Here is a 20989-nt window from a genome sequence, read left to right on the forward strand (position 1 = left end):
TACTCCTCGGGGCCGTACTCCCTGCGCCTGCGCGACGCCGGGCGCAGCCGCATCCGGCTGAGCGTCTGGGACACCGATCCGCACATCCCCGCCCCCGTTCCGGTGGGGCGCCCGGACACCGGAGGAACTGGCCGAACGGGGACGCGGGCTGTACCTCGTCACGCTCTACGCGGAGTCCTGGGGCGCGTACCCGATGCGGGGCGGACTGCCGGGGCAGGGCGGGAAGCTGCTCTGGGCCGAATGCGCGGCCAAGGCGTAGGCGCCCCGCCCACGCCCCTGCCCCCGCACCCGCACCCACAGCCCTCAGCGCGCCTCGTACTCCTCCAGCCACGCCGGGAACTCCGTCAGGGACGGCAGGACGACGTCCGCCCCCGCCGCCCGGAGTTCCGTCGCGTCGCACGGGCCCGTGGTGACCGTCACCGAGACGGCGCCGGCCGTGCGGGCGCCGCGTACGTCGCCGGTGTGGTCGCCGACGTAGATGTGGGCGCCGTGCTCGCGCAGGGCCCGGCCCTTGGCCTCGGCCCACAGGCCGCCGATGAGCGCGTCGGGTTCGATGCCCAGGTGGGCCAGGTGGAGTTCCGCGCTCGGCCGGTGCTTGGCGGTGACGACTATCGTCCGGCCGCCCCGCTCGCGGATCGCCGCCATCGACTCCCGCGCACCGGGCAGCGCCAGGCTCGGGGCGATGGCGTGTGTGGGATAGATCTCGCGGTACCGGTCGGCGGTCGCGGCCACCGCGTCGGCGGGGAACCAGTTCCGCAGCTCCTCCTCGACCGGCGGGCCGAGCCTGCTCACCACCAGGTCGGCATCGATCGGCGTCCCCGTTTCGGCGGAAAGCGCCAGGTAGGCGGCCTTGATGCCGGGCCGGGTGTCGATGAGCGTCATGTCGAGGTCGAAGCCGACCGTCAGGGGGTGCGAGGGCATGGCAACCATTGTCGTGGGGATGGTTGACGCGTCCGTCCCAGGTGCGGCCTTCGGGCCCGGAACTGCGGTGCTTAGACTTAGCCAAGCCTTACCTTCGCACCGTTCACGCCATTCGTTCTTCGCCACTTGATTGGGTCCGATGTCAGCCGCCGCTCCACGCCGCTCAAGACGCGCACTCGCGACGGCGGCGGCCGTCGTGGCGCTGCTCGTGGCGGTAATCCTCAGCCTGGCCGTGGGGGCTCGTTCCATACCCCCGTCCGAAGTGTTCGATGTCCTGCTGCACGGCGGGAACTCGGACAACGCCGAAGTCATCCGGAACATGCGCGTGCCCCGCACCCTGATCGGGCTGATGGTCGGCGCCGCGCTGGCCATCGCGGGCACGGTGCTCCAGGGCATCACCCGCAACCCCATCGCCGACCCCGGCATCCTCGGCATCAGCCAGGGCGCCTCGGTGGGGGTGGTGCTGGCCATCGCGTTCGCCGGGGTCCACACCCTGACGGGGTACGTGTGGTTCGGCTTCGCAGGGGCGGCGATCGCCTCCGTCGCCGTGTACGCGATCGCGTCGAGAGGGCGCGGGGGCGCCACCCCCGTGAAGCTCGCGCTGGCCGGCGCCGCCATCAACGCGCTGCTGGTGGCGGTGACCTCGGCGGTGCTGACGACCAAGGCGGCCGCGCTGGACGAGTTCCGCTTCTGGCAGGCCGGATCGCTCGGCGGGCGGGAGGCCGAGGTTGCGGAGCAGATCTGGCCGTTCATGCTGCTCGGGACCGTGCTCGTACTGTCCGTCGCCCGTGGCCTCGACGCGCTGGCGCTCGGCGAGGACGTCGCGAAGGGGCTCGGGCAGAACGTCGCGACGGTACGGATCGTCGGCGGCATCGGGGCCACGGTGCTGACCGGGACCGGTGTCGCGGCGGCCGGGCCGATCGCGTTCATCGGGCTCGCCGTACCGCACATCGCCCGCGCGATCGTCGGCTCCGACCACCGCTGGGTGCTGCCGATGGCGGCGCTGCTCGGGCCCGTGATGCTGCTGGTGTCCGATGTGATCGGCCGTATCGTCTTCCCGCCGAGCGAGGTCCCGGCGGGCGTGATGACGGCGCTGATCGGCGTTCCGTTCCTGGTCGCCCTCGTACGCCGGAAGGCGGTTCCCGCATGAGCGCCGGTACGAAGGTCCGGGTGCGGCCCGCCGGGTACCAGGTCGTGCGGATCGGGTCGCGGGGGCGGTTCCTGCTGCACCGGCGGGCGGCCCTGGTCGCCACCGGACTCGTGGTGCTGCTGGCCGCCGTCTGCGTCGCGTACCTCTGCGTCGGCGAGAGCTTCGTCGCGCCCGGCGAGGTCGTGAAGGTGATCCTGGGGCAGCCGTCCCCCGACGAACTCGTCGTCGGCACGCTGCGGCTGCCGCGGATGACCGTGGGGCTGCTGGTCGGCACGGCCTTCGGGATCGCAGGCGCGCTGATCCAGACCGTCGCCCGCAATCCGCTGGCCAGCCCCGACATCATCGGCATCAGCCAGGGGGCGAGCGCGCTCACGGTCGGCGCGATGACCCTCGGCATCACCTCGTACACCGTGCTGCCGTACCTCTCCGTCATCGGCGGGGTGGCCGCGGCGGCGCTCGTGTACGTCTTCGCCTGGCGCGGCGGGCTGCACGCCACCCGCTTCGTCCTCATCGGCATCGGCTTCGCCATCGCGCTGCGCTCGGTGACCACGCTGTTCCTGACGAAGGGCGACTACCTGGTCGCCCAGCAGGCGCACATCTGGATGACCGGCTCGCTCAACGGGCGCGGCTGGACCGAGGCCGCGCCGGTCGGCTGGACGCTGCTGATCCTGCTGCCCGCCGTGCTGTGGGCCGCCCGCGCCCAGCGCACCGTCACGATGGACGACGACACCGCGACCGCGCTCGGGGTGCGGCTGGGACGGGTACGGCTGGGGCTGGTCACGCTCGGCGTGATACTGGCGTCCGTGGCGACCGGCGCGGCCGGGCCGGTCGACTTCGTGGCGCTCCTCGCCCCGCAGATCGCCCGCCGGATGACCCGCACCGCGCAGATCCCGCTGCTCTGCTCGGCGCTGCTCGGCGCGGTGATCGTGGTCTTCGCGGACCTGCTGGCACGCAGGCTCTTCTCACCCATCGAGCTGCCGGTGGGCGTACTGACGGCGGCGGTCGGCGCCCCGTATCTGATCTGGCTGATCATCCGCGGTCAGGGCGGCGGTCGCAGCCGTAGTGGAGGCACAGCATGAGTTCGACCCCGATGTCCGACGCTCCGATGTCCGACACCGCAGTGGCCGGGACCGCGACCGGCCGGCTCACCGCGCGGGGGCTGACGCTCGCGTACGAGGACCGCACCGTCGTCGACGCACTGGACCTCGACGTCCCGGACGGCCGGGTCACGGTCATCGTCGGCCCGAACGCCTGCGGCAAGTCGACCACCCTGCGCGCGCTCGGCCGGCTCCTCAAGCCGCGCGGCGGGGCCGTGCTCCTCGACGGCACCGAGCTGTCGAAGATCCCCACCAGGAAGATCGCCCAGTCGATCGGGCTGCTGCCGCAGACCCCGGTGGCCCCGGAGGCGATCACCGTCAGCGACCTCGTCTCGCGCGGGCGCCAGCCGCACCAGCACTGGTGGCAGCAGTGGTCGGACGAGGACGAGCGGGCGGTGACGGACGCCATGGCGCGTACGGACATCACCGCGCTCGGCGACCGGTCCGTGGACGAGCTGTCGGGCGGTCAGCGCCAGCGGGTCTGGATCGCGATGGCGCTCGCCCAGGAGACCGATCTGCTGCTGCTCGACGAGCCGACCACGTACCTCGACATCGCGCACCAGGTGGAGGTCCTGGACCTGGTGCGCCGGCTCACCGCCCCGGCGGCGGACGGCGCTCGCGGCCGGACCGTCGTCACCGTGCTCCACGACCTCAACCAGGCCGCCCGGTACGCGGACCACCTGGTCGCCATGAAGGCGGGCCGGATCGTCGCCGAGGGCCGCCCCCGGGACATCGTCACCGCCGAACTCGTACGCGAGGTCTTCGGCCTGGAAGCGGTGATCGTCCCGGACCCGGTGACCGGTTCGCCGCTCGTGGTGCCGGGCGCTCCGTGGCAGGCCGAACCGGCTTCGTGAGCCGGCGCACCGACCCCGGTCACCCCGGCGCACACGCGACCGACGAGCACCCACACTTCTACGAAAGGCACCCCATGACCCCCTCCGTCCGCCGCCGCGGCCTCGTTCTCGGCGCTCTCTCCCTGGCCGGCGCGCTCACGCTCTCCGCCTGCGGTTCCTCGGAGTCCGGCGGGAGCGCCGGCGGCTCCTCCGACTCCGGTTCCGGCTCCGGCTCCGCGAAGACCCACACCGTCAAGACGGCCATGGGCGACGTGGAGGTCCCGGTGGACCCCAAGCGCGTCGTGGTCCTCGACACCGGTGAACTGGACTCCGCGCTCACCCTCGGCGTGCAGCCCGTCGGCGCGACGCACTCGGCGTCGGAGGACGGCTTCCCCTCCTACCTGCCCGCGAGCCGGACGAAGGACATCGAGGAGGTCGGCGAGATCGCCAACCCCAACCTGGAGACCGTCGCCTCGCTGAAGCCGGATCTGATCCTCACCTCCAAGGTCCGTGACGGCGACCGCTACGAGCAGCTGAAGGCGATCGCCCCGACCGTGATGACGGAGTCCACCGGAACCGCCTGGAAGGAGAACTTCCAGCTGCACGCGGAGGCGCTCGGCAAGCAGGCCGAGGCGAAGAAGGTCGTCGCCGACTACGACGCCCACGTCGCGAAGGTGACCGAGGCGATCGGCGGCAAGCAGAAGGCCGCCGACACCGACGTCAACTTCGTCCGCTTCGTCGAGGGCTCCGACATCCGCATCTACGGCAAGCAGAACTACATCGGCTCGATCCTCGCCGACCTCGGCATGGGCCGCCCCGCGATCACCGACAAGGCCAAGGACGGCTTCTCGTACGACGTGTCGCCCGAGAAGATCGACCTCGCGGACGCGGACGTCGTCTTCACGTCGACGTACGGCGACCCGGCGAAGGCGGGGACGACCAAGACGATGAACAGCGGACTGTGGAAGGGGCTGAAGGCGTCCAAGGACGGCAAGGTCTTCAAGGTCGACGACCGGCTGTGGATCGCGGGCATCGGCTACACCGCCGCGGACAAGATCCTCGACGAGTTCCAGGCGAAGATGACCGGCTGATGACCGGCTGACGTTCTGGGCGGAGCCGGACCTCTGGGCGGAGCCGAACCTTCGGGCGGAGTCGGACCTTCGGGCATAGCCAGCCGGCCGAAGCGTCGCCCGGAGGCCACCGGCCGAACCTTCGGGCAGAGCCGGACCTCCGGGCGGAGGCCACCGGCCGATCCTCCGGGCGGAGCCGGACCGCTGGGCGGAGCCGATCCTCCGGGCGGAGTCGGCCCTTTGGGCATAGCCAGCCGGCCGAAGCGTCGCCCGGAGGCCACCGGCCGAACCTTCGGGCAGAGCCGGACCTCCGGGCAGAGGCCACCGGCCGATCCTCCGGGCGGAGGCCGGTATTTCACGCGGAGGCCACGGCCGACGCGCCCCGGGCGGAGGCCGGTATTTCACGCGGAGGCCACGGCCGACGCGCCCCGGGCGAGCTACCGGCCGACGCTCCAGGCGGAGGCCGCCGGCCGGTGCCCGACCGTGGCCTGCCCGACCGTCACGACCGTGGCCTGCGCGACCGCCACACCAGGTAGAGCGCGGAGGCCACGGCCGCCGCCCGCACCACCCACGGCCACATCTGGCCGATCGCCTCGTCCATCTGCCCGGTCCCGATGGGCTCGCCCCACCGCCCGTCGCTCCTGCCCCACAGCCAGACCAGAGCGCCCGCCGTGACCACGCCCGGCAGTCCCATCGCGGCCCACTTCGCCTCCACGCGGGACAGGGTGCGCGAGCTGTACGCGAGGAGCCAGCCGCCCGCCAGGGCCAGCCAGGAACCCGTCACGGCGCCCGCCACCAGCAGCACCGCGGCGAGCAGCAGCAGCGGGTGGGAGAAGCCGTGGCCGCCCGCCCCGTCCACGCGCGGCGCACGGCGTCGGAGCCGCAGAAGCCGACGCCGCGGCGCCTCCTCCTCCGCTTCCTCCTCGGCAACGGGCTCCTCGTCCGGCTCCTCGCCCCCCGCCGCGCGCGGGCGCGGCACCGCTTCCCCGGACGGCGGCGGCCTCATCATGTCCGGGATCTCGACACCGCCGACGAACCCCGGCACGGCGACCCCGTCACCGAACGGCCCCGGCTCGATCCGCCACCAGTCGGGCTCGCTCCCGGACGGCCCCAACTCGTCCGTACCGGCCATGTGCGGCGGTGAGGGCACCCGGCCGGCCGGCGCTTCGGGCGCACCGGACCCGGGCTCCTCGGGCTGCGACACGCCCTTGCCCGAACCGTCTTTCCGGAGCATCCCCCAGCGCGGACGGGGGATGCCACGGCCACCCTCCGCCGCGGGCTCCGGCTGCCCCTCGGCCTCCACCGTGCCGTCGCCCGACGAGGCCGCGGCGGCCACCAGTTCGTCCGGTGTGCCGAGCCTCCCGATGATGCGGCGAACCGCCGCGGGGCTGTCCCCGGACTGCTTCCCGCGCTGCCGGTCGATCTCGCCCCGGAGCCCCGCCACCAGCCTCATCCGGGCGGCCGAGGACAGTTGCTGCTGCTGCGCCAGGTCCCCGACCCGGCTCAGATAGTCGTAGACCAGCTGGTCGCTCTCGATCCCCACGCGATCGTTCCCCTCTACCGCCCTGCACCGACGGTAGCGCCCCCGGAGCCTGACCGGTGGCCCCCGACCCGGGCGGCCACGCCCCGGCACGCACGCTTCCCGCGTGGTCGTCGGTCACCAACGCTCCTTCCCCGGGCTCTCCGGTCCCGCTCGACCAGGAAAGACCCCGTCCGACTCCCTCCCTCCGCCTCGGAATCGCACGCACCGGACCGCGTCCGCCATCCGATCGGGGGTCACCGGACAGGCTCTCGGGCCTGCCCGGAGCGACTACCGTGGGACGGATGGGGATGACCACACCGCCGCGGACGCTCGCCGAAGCTCTTCGCGCCCGGGACGACGAGTCGCTGGCCGGGCTGTTGCGCGCCCGCCCCGATCTCCTCAACCCGGTGCCGGGCGACATCACCCAGCTCGCGACGAGGGCCGGTACCCGCGCCTCCGTCGTACGCGCGCTGGAGCACCTCGACAAATTCGCCCTGCAGACCGCCGAGGCGCTCGCGGTGGCCACCGACCCCGCCCCGTACGAGACGCTGCTCGGGCTGCTCACCGGCGACGGCCAAGGCGACGGCGGGCACCGCGACGGCGCGGGCGCGGCGATCGCGGACGCGCTGCCCGGCGCGCTGGCCACGCTGCGCGAACAGGCCCTCGTCTGGGGCGAGGACGAGCGGCTGCGGCTGGTGCGCACGGCGCGCGAGATCCTCGCGCCGTCCCCGCAGCACGCCTCCCCCACCGGTCTCGGGCCGACCGTCGCCGAGGCGACCTCCGGCATGTCACCTGGCCGCCTCCAGGAGATCCTGGCCGCCGCCGGGCTGCCCGCCACGCACGACCCGGTCTCCGCCGTGGCCGCCCTGTCCGCGCTCTTCACCGACCGGGCCAGGATGGGCGAACTGCTGGACAGCGCCCCGGCCGAGGCACTGTCCGTGCTGGACCGGCTGGTGTGGGGGCCGCCGTACGGGGAAGTGACCCCGAACCCCACCCCGCCCGTGAAGTGGCTGCGCGACCACGGGCTGCTGCTGCCCGTGTCGACCCGCACCGTGGTGCTGCCCCGCGAGGCCGCCCTGCATCTGCGGGCCGGGCGCGCCCACCGCGTACCGGAGCCGCGGCCGCCGGCCGTGGAGGCGGTCGCCAACCGCGATCCACAGGCTGTGGACAGCGCCGCGGCCGGCCAGGCGTTCCTGGCGGTGAACACCGTCGAGGAACTGCTGAAGAGCTGGAACGGCGGCGGCCCCGCGATACTGCGGGCCGGCGGGCTCAGCGTCCGCGAGCTGAAGAAGACCGCCGCCGCCCTGGAGGTCCCCGAGCAGGTCGCCGCGTTCTGGGTCGAACTCGCCTACGCGGCCGGGCTGCTGGCCTCCGACGGGGAGGCCGACGAACGCTACGCGCCGACACCCGCGTACGACGACTGGGCCGAACTCCCCGCCCAGGAACGCTGGACGGCCCTCGCCACCGCCTGGCTCGCCGCCACCCGTACCTCCGGTCTGGTCGGCGGCCAGGACACCAGGGGCCGGGCCCTGTCCGTGCTGGGCCCCGAACTCGACCGCTCCGCCGCCCCCGAGGTGCGCCACCGGGTCCTCGCGCTGCTCGCCGGCCTGGAACCCGGCACCGCCCCCGACCCGGAGACCGTCCTCGCCCGGCTGCGCTGGGAACGCCCGCTGCGCGGCGCCTCCGCCTCGGCCGGGGACACCACCGATCTGCGGTCCCGGATCGCCCTGTGGACGCTCAACGAGTCCGAACTCCTCGGCATCACCGGCCGCGGCGCGCTCGCCGCGCACACCCGCGCCCTGCTCGACACCGGGCCCGCCGAGGCCGCCGCGCTGCTCGCGCCGCTCATCCCGGAGCCGCTGGACCACGTCCTGCTCCAGGCCGACCTGACGGCCGTCGCCCCCGGCCCGCTGGAACGTCCCCTGGCCGACATGCTCTCCGCCCTCGCGGACATCGAGTCGAAGGGCGGCGCGACGGTCTACCGCTTCACCCCCGGCTCCGTGCGCCGTGCCCTGGACGCCGGGCAGTCCGCGGCCGATCTGCACGCGTTCCTCGCCGCCCACAGCCGCACGCCCGTCCCGCAGCCGCTCAGCTATCTCATCGACGACGTCGCCCGCCGCCACGGCCACCTCCGGATCGGCGCCGCCTCCTCGTACGTGCGCTGCGACGACGAGGCCGTACTGAACGAGATCCTCGCCGACAAGCGCTCGGCCGCCCTGCGCCTGCGCCGCCTCGCGCCGACCGCCCTGGCCGCCCAGGTCGACCCGGCCTCCCTGCTCGAAGGGCTGCGCGAGATGGGGTACGCCCCGGCCGCCGAGTCCGCCGAGGGCGATGTCCTGATCACCCGCACGGGCGCCCGCCGCACCCCGCCGCGCACGGCCCCCGTCCCCGAGGGCCCTCCGGTGCCGGACGACACCCTGCTCGGCGCGGCGGTGCGGGCGATCCGCGCCGGGGACACGGCCGCCACGGTGGTCCGCAAGGACGCCCCGGAGTCCCCCGGCGCCCCCGCTGCCGCGCCCGGCGCCCTGCCCCGCACGAGCTCCGCCGAGACCCTCGCCACCGTCCAGGCCGCCGCGATGACCGGCTCGGCGCTCTGGATCGGCTATGTGAACGCGGACGGCGCCGCCAGCCAGCGGGTCATCGCCCCGGTCCGGGTCGAGGGCGGCTTCGTCACGGCGTACGACCACACGGCGGACGAGGTCCGCACGTACCCCCTGCACCGCATCACCGGCGTCGCCGAACTGGCGGACGACGCCACGGCGTGACCCTCGGCGCATCCCCGTCCCCGTCCGCATCGGCTACCGCCGGGCGGACCGACCGGTGGACCATGGGAGGACCGACCCGCGCCGACACGGCCGCACCCGCCCCAGCAGGACCGCGCCCGTGCCCGACAACACACGCGCCGCGACCACGGCATGCGGCACACTGGACGTTTGGCCGCATCCGTGGCCGCACCCCGAAGAAAGGGCCGACGTACGTGACCGGACCCCTCATCGTCCAAAGCGACAAGACCCTGCTCCTCGAAGTCGACCACGACCAGGCCGACGCCTGCCGTCGGGCCATTGCGCCCTTCGCGGAGCTGGAGCGGGCGCCCGAGCACATCCACACCTACCGTCTGACCCCGCTCGGGCTGTGGAACGCGCGCGCCGCCGGGCACGACGCCGAGCAGGTCGTCGACGCCCTCGTGCAGTACTCGCGCTACCCCGTTCCGCACGCGCTGCTCGTCGACATCGCCGAGACGATGGCCAGGTACGGCCGGCTCACCCTCTCCAAGCATCCGGTGCACGGTCTGGTGCTGACCTCCACCGACCGGCCCGTGCTGGAGGAGATCCTCCGGTCGAAGAAGGTGCAGCCGCTGGTCGGGGCGCGGATCGACCCGGACACCGTGGCGGTGCACCCGTCCGAGCGCGGGCAGATCAAGCAGACGCTGCTGAAGCTGGGCTGGCCGGCCGAGGACCTCGCCGGTTACGTCGACGGCGAGGCGCACCCCATCGATCTCGCCGAGGACGGCTGGGCGCTGCGGCCGTACCAGAAGCAGGCCGTCGAGGGGTTCTGGCACGGCGGCTCGGGTGTCGTCGTACTGCCCTGTGGCGCGGGGAAGACGCTGGTCGGGGCCGGTGCGATGGCCCAGGCCAGGGCGACCACGCTGATCCTGGTGACGAACACCGTCTCGGCCCGGCAGTGGAAGCACGAGCTGGTCAGGCGGACGTCGCTGACCGAGGACGAGATCGGCGAGTACAGCGGTACGCGCAAGGAGATCCGGCCGGTCACCATCGCCACGTACCAGGTGCTGACGACGCGTCGCAAGGGCGTCTACCCGCACCTGGAGCTGTTCGACTCCCGCGACTGGGGGCTGGTGATCTACGACGAGGTGCATCTGCTGCCCGCGCCCGTCTTCAAGTTCACCGCCGATCTCCAGGCCCGGCGGCGCCTCGGCCTCACCGCGACGCTGGTGCGTGAGGACGGCCGCGAGTCGGACGTCTTCTCGCTGATCGGGCCCAAGCGGTTCGACGCCCCGTGGAAGGAGATCGAGGCGCAGGGCTACATCGCGCCGGCCGACTGCGTCGAGGTGCGGGTCAATCTGACGGACTCGGAGCGGCTGGCGTACGCGACCGCCGAGGCCGAGGAGAAGTACCGGTTCTGTGCGACGACCGACACGAAGCGGAAGGTGACGGAGGCGCTGGTACGCAAGCACCGGGGCGAGCAGACCCTGGTCATCGGGCAGTACATCGACCAGCTCGACGAGCTGGGTGAGCATCTGAACGCCCCGGTGATCAAGGGCGAGACGAGCAACGCCCAGCGCGAGAAGCTCTTCGACGCGTTCCGGGAGGGTGAACTCAGCGTCCTGGTGGTCTCGAAGGTCGCGAACTTCTCCATCGACCTGCCGGAGGCGACCGTCGCCATCCAGGTCTCGGGGACCTTCGGTTCGCGTCAGGAGGAGGCGCAGCGGCTCGGCCGGGTGCTGCGGCCGAAGGCGGACGGGCACGAGGCGCGGTTCTACTCGGTGGTCGCACGCGACACGATCGACCAGGACTTCGCGGCGCACCGCCAGCGGTTCCTGGCCGAGCAGGGGTACGCGTACCGGATCGTGGACGCGGACGAGTTGCTGGCCGGCAGCTGAGGCCGGTGGCCGGTCCGCGCACGCGGACCGGCCGCGTCCTGACCGGGTCAGCCGCCGAGCGTCAGGAGCAGGGCCAGGCCGCCCACCGCCGTCAGCCCCGGCAGCACGGCGATCGCCGCTGCACACCGGCGGGCGATGGTCCAGCGGGGACGCCACGGCAGCACCCAGGCGGTGATCAGGGCGAGGGGCGTGATGAACGGGGCCGCGTAAAGCCCGTAGGCCATGAGGCTCAGCGGAACCGTGATGTCCGAGGAGCAGTTGTCCGGGCCGCAGCTGTCGGTGGCCATCGCCGCGAAGCCGATGGCGAACATACCGAAGCAGGTCAGGAAGAAGGAAAGGACCGTGGCGATCGTGGGGGCGACCCACGCGTTCGGGCTGCGCACGGAGACGACGGGACCGGCGGGGCCGCCGAGGGCGGGACGCATCACGTGGGCGTGGCTGTTCTCCATGCCGCTACCCAACCGCGGGGCAGGGCCGGACCACCTCCGGTCTGATACTCACACCGGGGAGGTTCCGGGTACTCAGCGGTCGCGGTGGCGGACGCCCGCCTCCTCCGCGTACTCGCCGAGCACGAACACGCCGAACGCGGCGCGGGCGAAGACCTTGACGGCGCGGACCGCGTCGCCGACGGGGTGCCTGTGGTGGTGACCGGTGGCCGCGGTCGCGCCGTGCGCGGGGCCGGTCCTGCGGGGGTTCAGAAGGACTGTGCTCATGTGTTCCATGGTCCTGCGCCCGGCCCGTGCGGGCATCGGCCCGCGGGCGGAATCCTGCGGTTGCGCGGGTAGGTCTGCGGTCGCATGCCGTCCCCTACGGGATGGACGCCGGTGGCAATCGGCTCGCCCCCGGAGGACGCGGTCGATACAATCGCCGGTCTGCCCGCCTCCCGCACCGTGGTACCGGCGGCTGCCCGCAAGGGCTCGCCGGCAGCCGGGGGAGCGCCGCCGACCGGACGGAAACCGGCCGACAGCCGTACGCGCACCCGCTGCGCGTACTCGTGATCGATCCCCAGCGGACCGCATCGCCCGAGCACCTGCCGGGGACAAGCTGCGGTCCGCCGTCCTGCGTTGAACAGCCGGAGGCAACACCGTGCCCGCGCACGAACACAAGAGCGACACCACCACCGACCCGCTGGCCCGCGAACGCGCCCGTCTCACGGCGTCCCGCGCCGCGCTGCGCGCCATGCGCGAGGAAGCCCAGGCCCTGGACATCCGCGATGTCACCGCGAACTGGGTCAACGCGGCCGTCCTGCAGGCCCAGATCGACGAACGCATCAAGTCGCTCGCCGATCTCGCCCACACCCCGCTCTTCTTCGGGCGCCTGGACTATCTGCACCCGGTCGGTGCCGAGCAGGCCGAGGGCGCGGAGGGAGAGCAGTTCTACATCGGGCGCCGCCATGTCCACGATGCCGACGGCGACCCGATGGTCATCGACTGGCGCGCGCCCGTGTCGCAGCCGTTCTACCGGGCCTCCAAGAAGGACCCTCAGGACGTGGGGCAGCGCCGCCGCTTCGGCTACACCGGCGGTGAGCTGACCGCGTACGAGGACGAGCACCTCACCGACCCCGCCGAGGCCGAGCAGACCAGCAAGCTGCTCCAGGCGGAGATCGAGCGGCCGCGTGTCGGTCCGATGCGGGACATCGTCGCGACGATCCAGCCCGAGCAGGACGAGATCGTCCGCAGCGGGCTCGGCGGGACGGTGTGTGTGCAGGGTGGCCCCGGCACCGGCAAGACGGCCGTCGGCCTGCACCGGGTGGCGTATCTGCTGTACGCGCACCGGGAGCGGCTGGCCCGTACCGGCACGCTGGTCATCGGGCCGAACCGGTCCTTCCTCCAGTACATCGAGCAGGTGCTGCCGGCTCTCGGCGAGTTGGCCGTGCAGCAGGCGACCGTCGACGATCTGGTGACGGCCGGCATCGAGGTCCGCGGCACGGACACGGCGGACGCCGCCGTCGTCAAGGGCGACGCCCGGATGGCCGAGGTGCTGCGGCGGGCGATCCGTTCGCATGTGACGCTCCCGACGGAGCCGGTCGTGGTGGTGCGCGGTTCGCGGCGCTGGCGGGTGCCGGCGTACGAGCTGGAGGAGATGGTCACCGAGCTGCTGGCCCGCGACATGCGGTACGGGGCCGCCCACGACGCGCTACCGCAGCGCATCGCGCACTCCGTCCTGGTCCGGATGGAGGAGGCGGGCGAGGCGCCCGACGACCGGGTGCAGAACGCGGTGGCCCGCAACCCCGCCGTGAAGGCGGCCGTGAAGGCGATCTGGCCGGCCGTCGACCCGGCGAAGCTGGTGCTGCGGCTGCTGTCGGACGCGGAGTTCCTGGCCGCCCACGCCCAGGGGCTGCTCAGCGAGGACGAGCAGAAGGCGGTCCTGTGGACGAAGCCGGCCCGGAGCGTGAAGTCGGCGAAGTGGTCGGCGGCGGACGCGGTGCTGATCGACGAGGCGAACGATCTGGTGGCGCGTACGCATTCGCTCGGCCATGTGGTGCTCGACGAGGCGCAGGACCTGTCCCCCATGCAGTACCGGGCGGTGGGCCGGCGCTGCACGACCGGTTCGGCGACGGTCCTCGGTGACCTCGCGCAGGGTACGACGCCGTGGTCGACGGAGAACTGGGCGCAGGCGCTGCACCATCTCGGCAAGTCGGACGCGGTGGTGGAGGAGCTGACGGCGGGCTTCCGCGTGCCGCGCGAGGTGATCGCGTACGCCTCGCGGCTGCTGCCGGTGATCTCGCCGGGCCTCACGGCGGTGGAGTCGGTGCGTGAGTCGCCGGGTTCGCTGGAGGTGCGGGAGGCGGCCGGTCCGGCGGAGCTGGACGCGGCGGTGCTGGCGGCGTGCGAGGAGTCGCTGGAGCGGGAGGGTTCGATCGGCCTGATCGCGGCCGACGCCCGGATCCCGGCGCTGGCCCAGGCGCTGACCGCGGCGGGGCACGCGTATCTCTCGCCCGGTGAGGAGACGACTGCCGATTCCCGCCTGACCCTGGTCCCGGCGTCGTTGGCGAAGGGCCTGGAGTACGACTACGTGGTGCTGGACGAGCCGGCCGCGGTGGTCGACGGCGAACCGGACGAACGCACGGGCCTGCGCCGGTTGTACGTGGCGCTGACGCGTGCGGTGTCGGGGCTGACGGTGGTGCACTCGGCGGCTCTGCCGGGGGAGCTGAAACGCAGCGTCTGAGGATCGGGGCCCGGGGTCCGCGGCCCGAAGTCCGGGGCCCGGGGTCCGCGGGTCCGCGGGTCCGCGGGTCCGCGGTCCGGGGCCGCCCCCCGGACCCCCTGCCCCGCTACGCGTCGAGCACCGTCCGCCACTCCCGTACCGCCGCCGCGTCCACCGGTCCCGACCATCCGTGCGGGCGCGCCGCGCCGCCGATGTGCACGGCGTCGATGCCCGCGGCGAGCAGCTCCGGCAGGTGCTCCAGGCGCAGTCCTCCGCCCACCAGGATCCGCGGTTCGTAACCGGGTTCGCCCTTGCGCGCCGCCTCGGCCAGCAGCGTCGGGATGCCGTCGTCGACGCCCTTGGGCGAGCCGGCGGTGAGGTACGTGTCCAGGCCGGGCAGGTCCGCCAGTTGCTTGCGCAGGGTGTCCCGGTCGGCGGCCCGGTCGATCGCGCGGTGGAAGGTCCAGCGGCAGCCGTCCAGCTCGGCGACGAGCCGTTCGACGGCGACCAGGTCCGGGCGGCCCTCCTCGTCGAGGAAGCCGAGGACGAATTCCTCGGCGCCGGCCGCGCGCAGCTCGCGCGCCCTGTCCACCAGCACCTCGATGTCGCCGGCCGCGAAGCCGTCCGCCGCCCTGAGCATCACCCGCAGCGGAATGTCCACCGCGGCCCGGATCTCCGCGAAGGTCGCGCAGGACGGGGTCAGACCGTCCGCCGCCATGTCGGTGACCAGCTCAAGCCGGTCCGCACCACCCGCCTGGGCGGCGACCGCGTCCTCCGCGTCGAGAGCGATCACCTCCAGGACTGCACGGTTGCTCATGGGCCCCATCCTCACAGGAAGCATCAATAGGTCTAGTCCAATGGCCAGCCTACGGGCCGGCACACCGAGGATGCAGCCTCAATGCCAGGCGAAGATACGCGAGGCCGGACGCACATCGGGTGATCGAACGCGCACGATCCGGGTCCGCGCGGCAAATCCACCCTTGCGTTTCATAGGGGAGGGGGGTATACCTGAATCAGCAATACATACCCCCCAGGGGTATCAACTCACCGCCAGGGAGGACACCGTGTCCGCGCACACCGCCACAACCGGCACCGCCACCGGCGCCGGCACCGCAGAGGTCGAGCTCGCGATCGGTGGCATGACCTGCGCCTCCTGCGCGGCCCGCATCGAGAAGAAGCTCAACCGGATGGACGGTGTCGAGGCCACCGTCAATTACGCCACGGAGAAGGCCAAGGTCAGCTTCCGGGGCGAGGACATATCCGTACAGGATCTGATCGCCACCGTCGAGAAGACCGGCTACACCGCGCACGAGCCCGCTCCCCCGGTGCGCACCGAGGAGGACGCCCCCGAGGCCGACGAGGCCGACGAGCTGCGGCCCCTGCGCCAGCGGCTGCTGACCGCCGTCGTGCTCGCCGTGCCGGTGATCGCGATGTCGATGATCCCGGCGCTCCAGTTCGACTACTGGCAGTGGCTCTCACTGACGCTGACGGCCCCCGTCGTCACGTACGCCGCCTGGCCCTTCCACCGCGCCGCCTGGACCAACGCCCGGCACGGCGCGGCGACGATGGACACGCTGATCTCGGTCGGCACCTCGGCCGCGTTCCTCTGGTCGCTGTGGGCGCTGTTCTTCGGCACGGCGGGCATGGTCGGCATGACGCACCCGTTCGAGCTGACCATCGGGCGGAGCGACGGCTCCGGGAACATCTATCTGGAGGCGGCCGCCGGAGTCACCGCGTTCATCCTGGCCGGGCGCTACTTCGAGGCCCGCTCCAAGCGGAAGGCGGGCGCGGCCCTCAAGGCGCTGCTGGAACTCGGTGCCAAGGAGGTCACCGTGCTGCGCGGCGGCCGCGAGGTGACCGTACCGACCGCCGAACTCCAGGTCGGGGACCGGTTCCTGGTCCGCCCAGGCGAGAAGATCGCCACCGACGGCACCGTCGTCGAGGGCACCTCGGCCGTGGACGCCTCGATGCTCACCGGCGAGTCCGTGCCCGTGGAGGTCGGCGTCGGCGACTTCGTCACCGGGGCCACGCTCAACGCGGGCGGCCGGCTCGTCGTCGAGGCCACCCGGATCGGCGCCGACACCCAGCTGGCCCGGATGGCCAAGCTCGTCGAGGACGCGCAGAACGGCAAGGCGGCGGCCCAGCGCCTCGCGGACCGGATCTCCGCGGTCTTCGTCCCTGTCGTCATCGCCCTGGCGCTCGGCACGCTCGGCTTCTGGCTCGGCAACGGCTCGGGCCTGACCGCCGCGTTCACCGCCGCCGTGGCCGTACTGATCATCGCCTGCCCCTGCGCCCTGGGCCTCGCCACCCCCACCGCCCTCATGGTCGGCACCGGACGCGGCGCCCAGCTCGGCATCCTGATCAAGGGCCCCGAGGTCCTGGAGACCACCCGCCGCGTCGACACGATCGTCCTGGACAAGACCGGCACCGTCACCACCGGCCGCATGACCCTCCTCGACGTCCACACCGCCGAGAACACCGACGAGACCGACGTACTGCGCCTCGCCGGCGCCCTGGAACACTCCTCCGAGCACCCCATCGCCCAGGCCGTCGCCGCCGGAGCCGCCGAACGCACCGACGCACCCCTGCCCACCCCCGAGGACTTCGCCAACATCGCCGGCCTCGGCGTCCAGGGCGTCGTCGAGGGCCACGCCGTCCTCGTCGGCCGCGAGCAGTTCCTCGCCGAATGGGAGATCCACCTCCCGGTGGAGCTGGCCCGGCGCAAGGCCGCGGCGGAGGCCGCCGGCCGGACGGCCATCGCCGTCGCCTGGGACGGCCAGGCGCGGGCCGTGCTCGAAGTCGCCGACGCGGTCAAGGACACCAGCGCGGAGGCCGTCGAGCGGCTGCGGGCCCTGGGCCTCACCCCGATCCTGCTGACCGGCGACAACCGGGCGGTGGCCGAGGCGGTCGCGGCCGAGGTCGGGATCGAGAAGGTGTACGCGGAGGTCATGCCGGAGGACAAGGTCGACGTCGTCAAGAAGCTCCAGGCCGAGGGCCGTTCGGTCGCCATGGTCGGTGACGGGGTCAACGACGCCGCCGCCCTCGCCCAGGCCGATCTGGGTCTGGCGATGGGGACCGGCACGGACGCCGCGATCGAGGCCGGCGACCTGACGCTGGTGCGCGGGGACCTGCGGGCCGCCGCGGACGCCATCCGGCTGTCCCGCAAGACCCTCGGCACCATCCGTACGAACCTGTTCTGGGCCTTCGCCTACAACGTGGCCGCTCTGCCGCTCGCCGCGGCCGGGCTGCTCAACCCGATGATCGCGGGCGCCGCGATGGCGTTCTCCTCGGTCTTCGTGGTCGGCAACTCACTGCGGCTGCGGGGCTTCAGGGCGGCGTAGGGCGTGTTTCGAAAGCAGCGTCGTCCGCCCGGAGGGCGGGGTCGGGGGCGTGCGTGCCGGACGCCCCCGACCAGGCGGGACTTTCGAAACGCCCTAGGACCCGCTCTCACCCCGCCCGCACGAACCGCACCCGGGTTCCCGGCACCGCCTGTGCCGCGCCCGCGAGTGCGGTTTCGTGCACGACACCGACGACCGGGTAGCCCCCGGTCGTCGGATGGTCGTTGAGGAAGACCACCGGGCGCCCGTCCGGCGGCACCTGGACCGCGCCGAGCATCATCCCCTCGCTGGGCAGCTCGCCCTCGCGGACACGGGTCAGGGCCGGGCCCTGGGTGCGCAGGCCGATCCGGTTGCTGTTCGGCGAGACGCGGTACACGGCCGTGGTGAGCGTGCGCAGCGCCTCCTCGGTGAACCAGGCGTGGCGGGGCCCGAGGCTCAGCGGGAGCACCAGCTCGCCGGGGACGCCCGGCCAGGGCACGGCGTCGGTGCCCGGGGGGATCGACTGCCCCTGGCCCAGGGGCAGTACGTCCCCGTCGCGCAGGGGTGCCGGGCCGAGCCCGGAGAGCAGATCGGCCGATCTGCTGCCCAGCACCGGCTGCGGCAGCAGGCCGCCGCCGAACGCCAGATAGCTGCGCAGGCCCCGGACGGCGGGGCCCGCGTCGAGCACCGCGCCCGCCGGGACGCGGACCGGCGTCCCCCAGGCCACCGGCCGCCCGTCGACGGTGACCCGGCAGGGCGCCCCGCCGACGACGGCGAGTACGGGCCGGTCCGGGCGGACCGCGCAGCCGGTGACGGTCGTCTCCAGCACCGCCGCGTCCGTCCCGTTCCCGGCCAGCCGGTTGGCGAGGCGGTGGGCGGGGGCGTCCAGGGCCCCGGCGCGCGGCACCCCGAGGTGCGCCCAGCCGACGCGCCCCGCGTCCTGAACGGTGGTCAGCGCGCCGGCCCGGACCACCTCGATGACACCGGTCACGGCCGCACCTCCGCCGCGACGAAGCGCACCCGCGCCCCGGGGCTCAGCAGCGCGGCCGGTTCGCGCGCCGGGTTCCACAGCTCGCCCGGGTCGGGCATCCGCCCGATGAGCTGCCAGCCGCCGGGCGACGGGCGCGGGTACACCCCGGTGTACGCACCCGCGAGCGCCAGCGCACCGGCCGGGACCCGGGTGCGCGGGGTCGCGCGGCGCGGCAGGTGCAGGTGCTCGGGGAGCCCGGTGAGGTAGCCGAATCCGGGGGCGAACCCGCAGAAGGCCACCCGGAATTCGGTCCCGGCGTGGATACGGGGCACTTCGGCGACGGTGACGCCCCAGGCCGCCGCGACGTCCGCGAGGTCCGGGCCGTCGTAGACGACGGGGATCTCGACGGCTTCCCCGGTGTCGCGGCGCAGCGGCGGAATCCGCCAGGAGGCGAGTTCACGGGCGAACCGCGCGCGGCCGTCCGGGGTGCGGTCCGCGATGCCGTCGATGAGGACGCTCCGGGCACCGGGCACGATCTCGCGTACGACGGGCAGCTCGCCGAGCGCGCGGCGCCGCAGCAGCTCGGCGTGGAAGGCCTCGGCCCGTTCGCCGCAGGACAGTTCGACGAGCAGCGCTCCGGGCCCGGCAGGGAGCACCACGATGTCCCCGTCCGTGTGGCCTGCCGCGCTCATGCGAACGCCCGCACGGCCACGCCCGCCGCCTCCAGCGCGGCCCTGACCCGGCGCGCCAGCGCCGCCGCGCCCGGGGTGTCGCCGTGCACGCACAACGAGCGCGCCGCGACGGGTATCCGGCTGCCGTCCGCCCCGGTGACGCCCCCGTCCACCGCCATTCCGACGCTGCGGCGTACGACCTCGTCCTCGTCGTGCACCACGGCGCCGGGCTCGCCGCGCGGGACCAGCGTGCCCCGGGGCGTGTACGCGCGGTCGGCGAAGGCCTCCTCGACGGCGGTGAGGCCGGCGGCCCCGGCGTGGGCGAGCAGGCGCGAGCCCGGCAGCCCGAGGACCGCGAGGTTCCCGCCGGCCAGCCGGACGCCCTCGATCACGGCGGCGGCCTGGTCGTCGTCCCAGACGCCTCGGTTGTAGAGGGCGCCGTGCGGTTTGACGTACGAGACCGTGGACCCGGACGCTTCGGCGAACACCCGCAGGGCGCCGATCTGGTAGGCGACCTCGGCGGCCAGCTCGGCGGGCGGCACGTCCATCGAGCGCCGCCCGAAGCCGGCCAGGTCGCGGTAGGCGACCTGGGCGCCGATCCGTACCCCCCTGGCGGCCGCCAGGTCGCAGACCCGGCGCATCACCGACGCGTCGCCCGCGTGGAATCCGCAGGCCACATTGGCGCTGGTGACGCAGTCGAGCAGGGCGTCGTCATCGGTGAGGGTCCAGTGCCCGAAGCCTTCGCCGAGGTCGGCGTTGAGGTCCATCGGTGCTGTCCGGCTCTCCGGGTTCGTCAGATCCGTCACGGGCGCACGATAGCGATCGTTGAACAATCCGACAAGGCTCGGCTTGGGGAGTGAGACGCCCGTACGGTTCACTGAACAACGCGGAAGCACGAAACAGCGGTGCGAACAGGCAGGGGACGGGGCATGGCGGGGACCACGGGCGGCCGGACTTCTCCGGACCTCTCCGAACTGGCGGCGGACAGCGCCTCGCTGGCCCGTTCCGGCACCGCCGAGCGGGTCGCCGCCATCCTGCGCGACCGGATCACCGAGGGCTACTTCCCGCCGGGCAGCCGGCTCTCCGAGGAGAGCATCAGCGGCGCCCTCGCCGTGTCCAGGAACACCCTGCGCGAGGCCTTCCGCCTGCTGTCGCACGAACGCCTCCTGGAACACCGGCTCAACAAGGGCGTCTTCGTCCGCGTCCTCGCCGTCGACGACCTGGTGGACATCTACCGGGTCCGGCTGCTCGTCGAGTGCGCGGCCCTGCGGTCGCTGGGCGAGCCGCCGTACGACCTGACGGCCGTCGAGGCCGCCGTGTCGACGGGCGAGGAGGCGGCGCTGGCGGACGACTGGCCGGTCTGCTCGACCGCCAACATCCGCTTCCACCAGGCCCTGACCGGCCTCGCGAACAGCCCCCGCACCGACGAGCTGATGCGCAACGTCCTCGCCGAACTGCGGCTGGCCTTCCATGTGATGGCCGACCCGCGCCGCTTCCACGAGCCCTACCTCACCCGGAACCGGCAGATCGCGGACCGGCTGGCGCAGGGCGACGCGGCGGGCGCGGAGCGGATGCTGGCCTTCTACCTGGAGGACTCGCGGCGCCAACTGGCGGAGGCGTACGCCGAACGCCTCACCGCGCGATAGCTCCGACGGCATCGCATCGCGGAC

General features: G+C 73.5%; 17 protein-coding genes. 9 read left to right on the forward strand and 8 right to left on the reverse strand.

Annotated features, from left to right (window positions below):
- Nucleotides 1-303 precede the first annotated feature (303 nt).
- The gene (locus ACWCQ6_RS25550) at nucleotides 304-921 is read right to left on the reverse strand and encodes an HAD family hydrolase (RefSeq protein ID WP_451092891.1); all 618 of its coding nucleotides are present in this window, start codon (nucleotides 919-921) and stop codon (nucleotides 304-306) included.
- Nucleotides 922-1060: 139 nt separating this feature from the next.
- On the opposite strand from ACWCQ6_RS25550, the gene ACWCQ6_RS25555 reads away from it, so the two are divergent.
- From ACWCQ6_RS25555 to ACWCQ6_RS25570, 4 genes are all read left to right on the forward strand, one after another.
- Entirely contained in the window at nucleotides 1061-2071 is a 1011-nt protein-coding gene (locus ACWCQ6_RS25555; RefSeq protein ID WP_451092893.1) for a FecCD family ABC transporter permease, read from the forward strand.
- Nucleotides 2068-3150, forward strand: a complete 1083-nt coding sequence (locus ACWCQ6_RS25560; protein WP_451092895.1) for a FecCD family ABC transporter permease — start codon at nucleotides 2068-2070, stop codon at nucleotides 3148-3150. The genes ACWCQ6_RS25555 and ACWCQ6_RS25560 overlap by 4 nt, the downstream gene beginning before the upstream one ends.
- On the forward strand, nucleotides 3147-4022 hold the full coding sequence (locus ACWCQ6_RS25565) for an ABC transporter ATP-binding protein (protein ID WP_451092897.1): 876 nt from the start codon (nucleotides 3147-3149) through the stop codon (nucleotides 4020-4022). Before ACWCQ6_RS25560 ends, ACWCQ6_RS25565 begins: the two co-directional genes overlap by 4 nt.
- A 74-nt stretch (nucleotides 4023-4096) precedes the next feature.
- Nucleotides 4097-5092 carry an ABC transporter substrate-binding protein gene (locus ACWCQ6_RS25570; RefSeq protein ID WP_451092899.1) on the forward strand — a complete coding sequence of 332 codons (996 nt, stop codon included), beginning with the start codon at nucleotides 4097-4099 and terminating at the stop codon, nucleotides 5090-5092.
- A gap of 478 nt (nucleotides 5093-5570) precedes the next feature.
- Here the strand turns inward: ACWCQ6_RS25570 and ACWCQ6_RS25575 are convergent, their stop codons facing one another.
- Nucleotides 5571-6614: a hypothetical protein gene (locus ACWCQ6_RS25575; protein ID WP_451092901.1), complete on the reverse strand. Its 1044-nt coding sequence runs from the start codon at nucleotides 6612-6614 to the stop codon at nucleotides 5571-5573.
- Between the two features lie 281 nt (nucleotides 6615-6895).
- Between ACWCQ6_RS25575 and ACWCQ6_RS25580 the strand changes: the two genes are divergently transcribed.
- A complete protein-coding gene (locus ACWCQ6_RS25580) occupies nucleotides 6896-9358 on the forward strand; it encodes a helicase C-terminal domain-containing protein (protein WP_451092903.1) in 2463 nt (820 codons plus the stop codon).
- Between the two features lie 212 nt (nucleotides 9359-9570).
- Nucleotides 9571-11214 carry a DNA repair helicase XPB gene (locus ACWCQ6_RS25585; RefSeq protein WP_451092905.1) on the forward strand — a complete coding sequence of 548 codons (1644 nt, stop codon included), beginning with the start codon at nucleotides 9571-9573 and terminating at the stop codon, nucleotides 11212-11214.
- Nucleotides 11215-11261: 47 nt separating this feature from the next.
- Here ACWCQ6_RS25585 and ACWCQ6_RS25590 read toward each other — a convergent pair whose 3' ends face one another.
- Together ACWCQ6_RS25590 and ACWCQ6_RS25595 are read right to left on the reverse strand one after the other, a co-directional pair.
- Nucleotides 11262-11663 carry a hypothetical protein gene (locus ACWCQ6_RS25590; RefSeq protein ID WP_451092907.1) on the reverse strand — a complete coding sequence of 134 codons (402 nt, stop codon included), beginning with the start codon at nucleotides 11661-11663 and terminating at the stop codon, nucleotides 11262-11264.
- 72 nt (nucleotides 11664-11735) lie between these two features.
- The gene (locus ACWCQ6_RS25595) at nucleotides 11736-11927 is read right to left on the reverse strand and encodes a hypothetical protein (RefSeq protein ID WP_451092909.1); all 192 of its coding nucleotides are present in this window, start codon (nucleotides 11925-11927) and stop codon (nucleotides 11736-11738) included.
- 373 nt (nucleotides 11928-12300) lie between these two features.
- Between ACWCQ6_RS25595 and ACWCQ6_RS25600 the strand changes: the two genes are divergently transcribed.
- Entirely contained in the window at nucleotides 12301-14382 is a 2082-nt protein-coding gene (locus ACWCQ6_RS25600) for a HelD family protein (RefSeq protein ID WP_451092911.1), read from the forward strand.
- Nucleotides 14383-14488: 106 nt separating this feature from the next.
- Here ACWCQ6_RS25600 and ACWCQ6_RS25605 read toward each other — a convergent pair whose 3' ends face one another.
- Entirely contained in the window at nucleotides 14489-15178 is a 690-nt protein-coding gene (locus tag ACWCQ6_RS25605; RefSeq protein WP_451092913.1) for a copper homeostasis protein CutC, read from the reverse strand.
- Nucleotides 15179-15425: 247 nt separating this feature from the next.
- Between ACWCQ6_RS25605 and ACWCQ6_RS25610 the strand changes: the two genes are divergently transcribed.
- Nucleotides 15426-17702 carry a heavy metal translocating P-type ATPase gene (locus tag ACWCQ6_RS25610; RefSeq protein ID WP_451092915.1) on the forward strand — a complete coding sequence of 759 codons (2277 nt, stop codon included), beginning with the start codon at nucleotides 15426-15428 and terminating at the stop codon, nucleotides 17700-17702.
- 106 nt (nucleotides 17703-17808) lie between these two features.
- Here ACWCQ6_RS25610 and ACWCQ6_RS25615 read toward each other — a convergent pair whose 3' ends face one another.
- Genes ACWCQ6_RS25615 through ACWCQ6_RS25625 form a run of 3 tightly spaced genes read right to left on the reverse strand, consistent with a single transcriptional unit; the run spans nucleotide 17809 to nucleotide 20086 of the window.
- On the reverse strand, nucleotides 17809-18669 hold the full coding sequence (locus ACWCQ6_RS25615) for a 5-oxoprolinase subunit C family protein (RefSeq protein WP_451092917.1): 861 nt from the start codon (nucleotides 18667-18669) through the stop codon (nucleotides 17809-17811).
- Nucleotides 18666-19340 (reverse strand): 5-oxoprolinase subunit B family protein, encoded by a 675-nt coding sequence (locus ACWCQ6_RS25620; RefSeq protein ID WP_451092919.1) that lies wholly within the window; start codon nucleotides 19338-19340, stop codon nucleotides 18666-18668. The genes ACWCQ6_RS25615 and ACWCQ6_RS25620 overlap by 4 nt, the downstream gene beginning before the upstream one ends.
- A complete protein-coding gene (locus ACWCQ6_RS25625) occupies nucleotides 19337-20086 on the reverse strand; it encodes a LamB/YcsF family protein (RefSeq protein ID WP_451092963.1) in 750 nt (249 codons plus the stop codon). Before ACWCQ6_RS25625 ends, ACWCQ6_RS25620 begins: the two co-directional genes overlap by 4 nt.
- A gap of 162 nt (nucleotides 20087-20248) precedes the next feature.
- Between ACWCQ6_RS25625 and ACWCQ6_RS25630 the strand changes: the two genes are divergently transcribed.
- Complete coding sequence (locus tag ACWCQ6_RS25630; RefSeq protein WP_451092921.1) at nucleotides 20249-20965, forward strand: GntR family transcriptional regulator; 717 nt, start codon at nucleotides 20249-20251, stop codon at nucleotides 20963-20965.
- The last annotated feature ends 24 nt before the right edge of the window (nucleotides 20966-20989 follow it).

It is taken from the genome of Streptomyces sp. NPDC001880 (assembly GCF_053594575.1).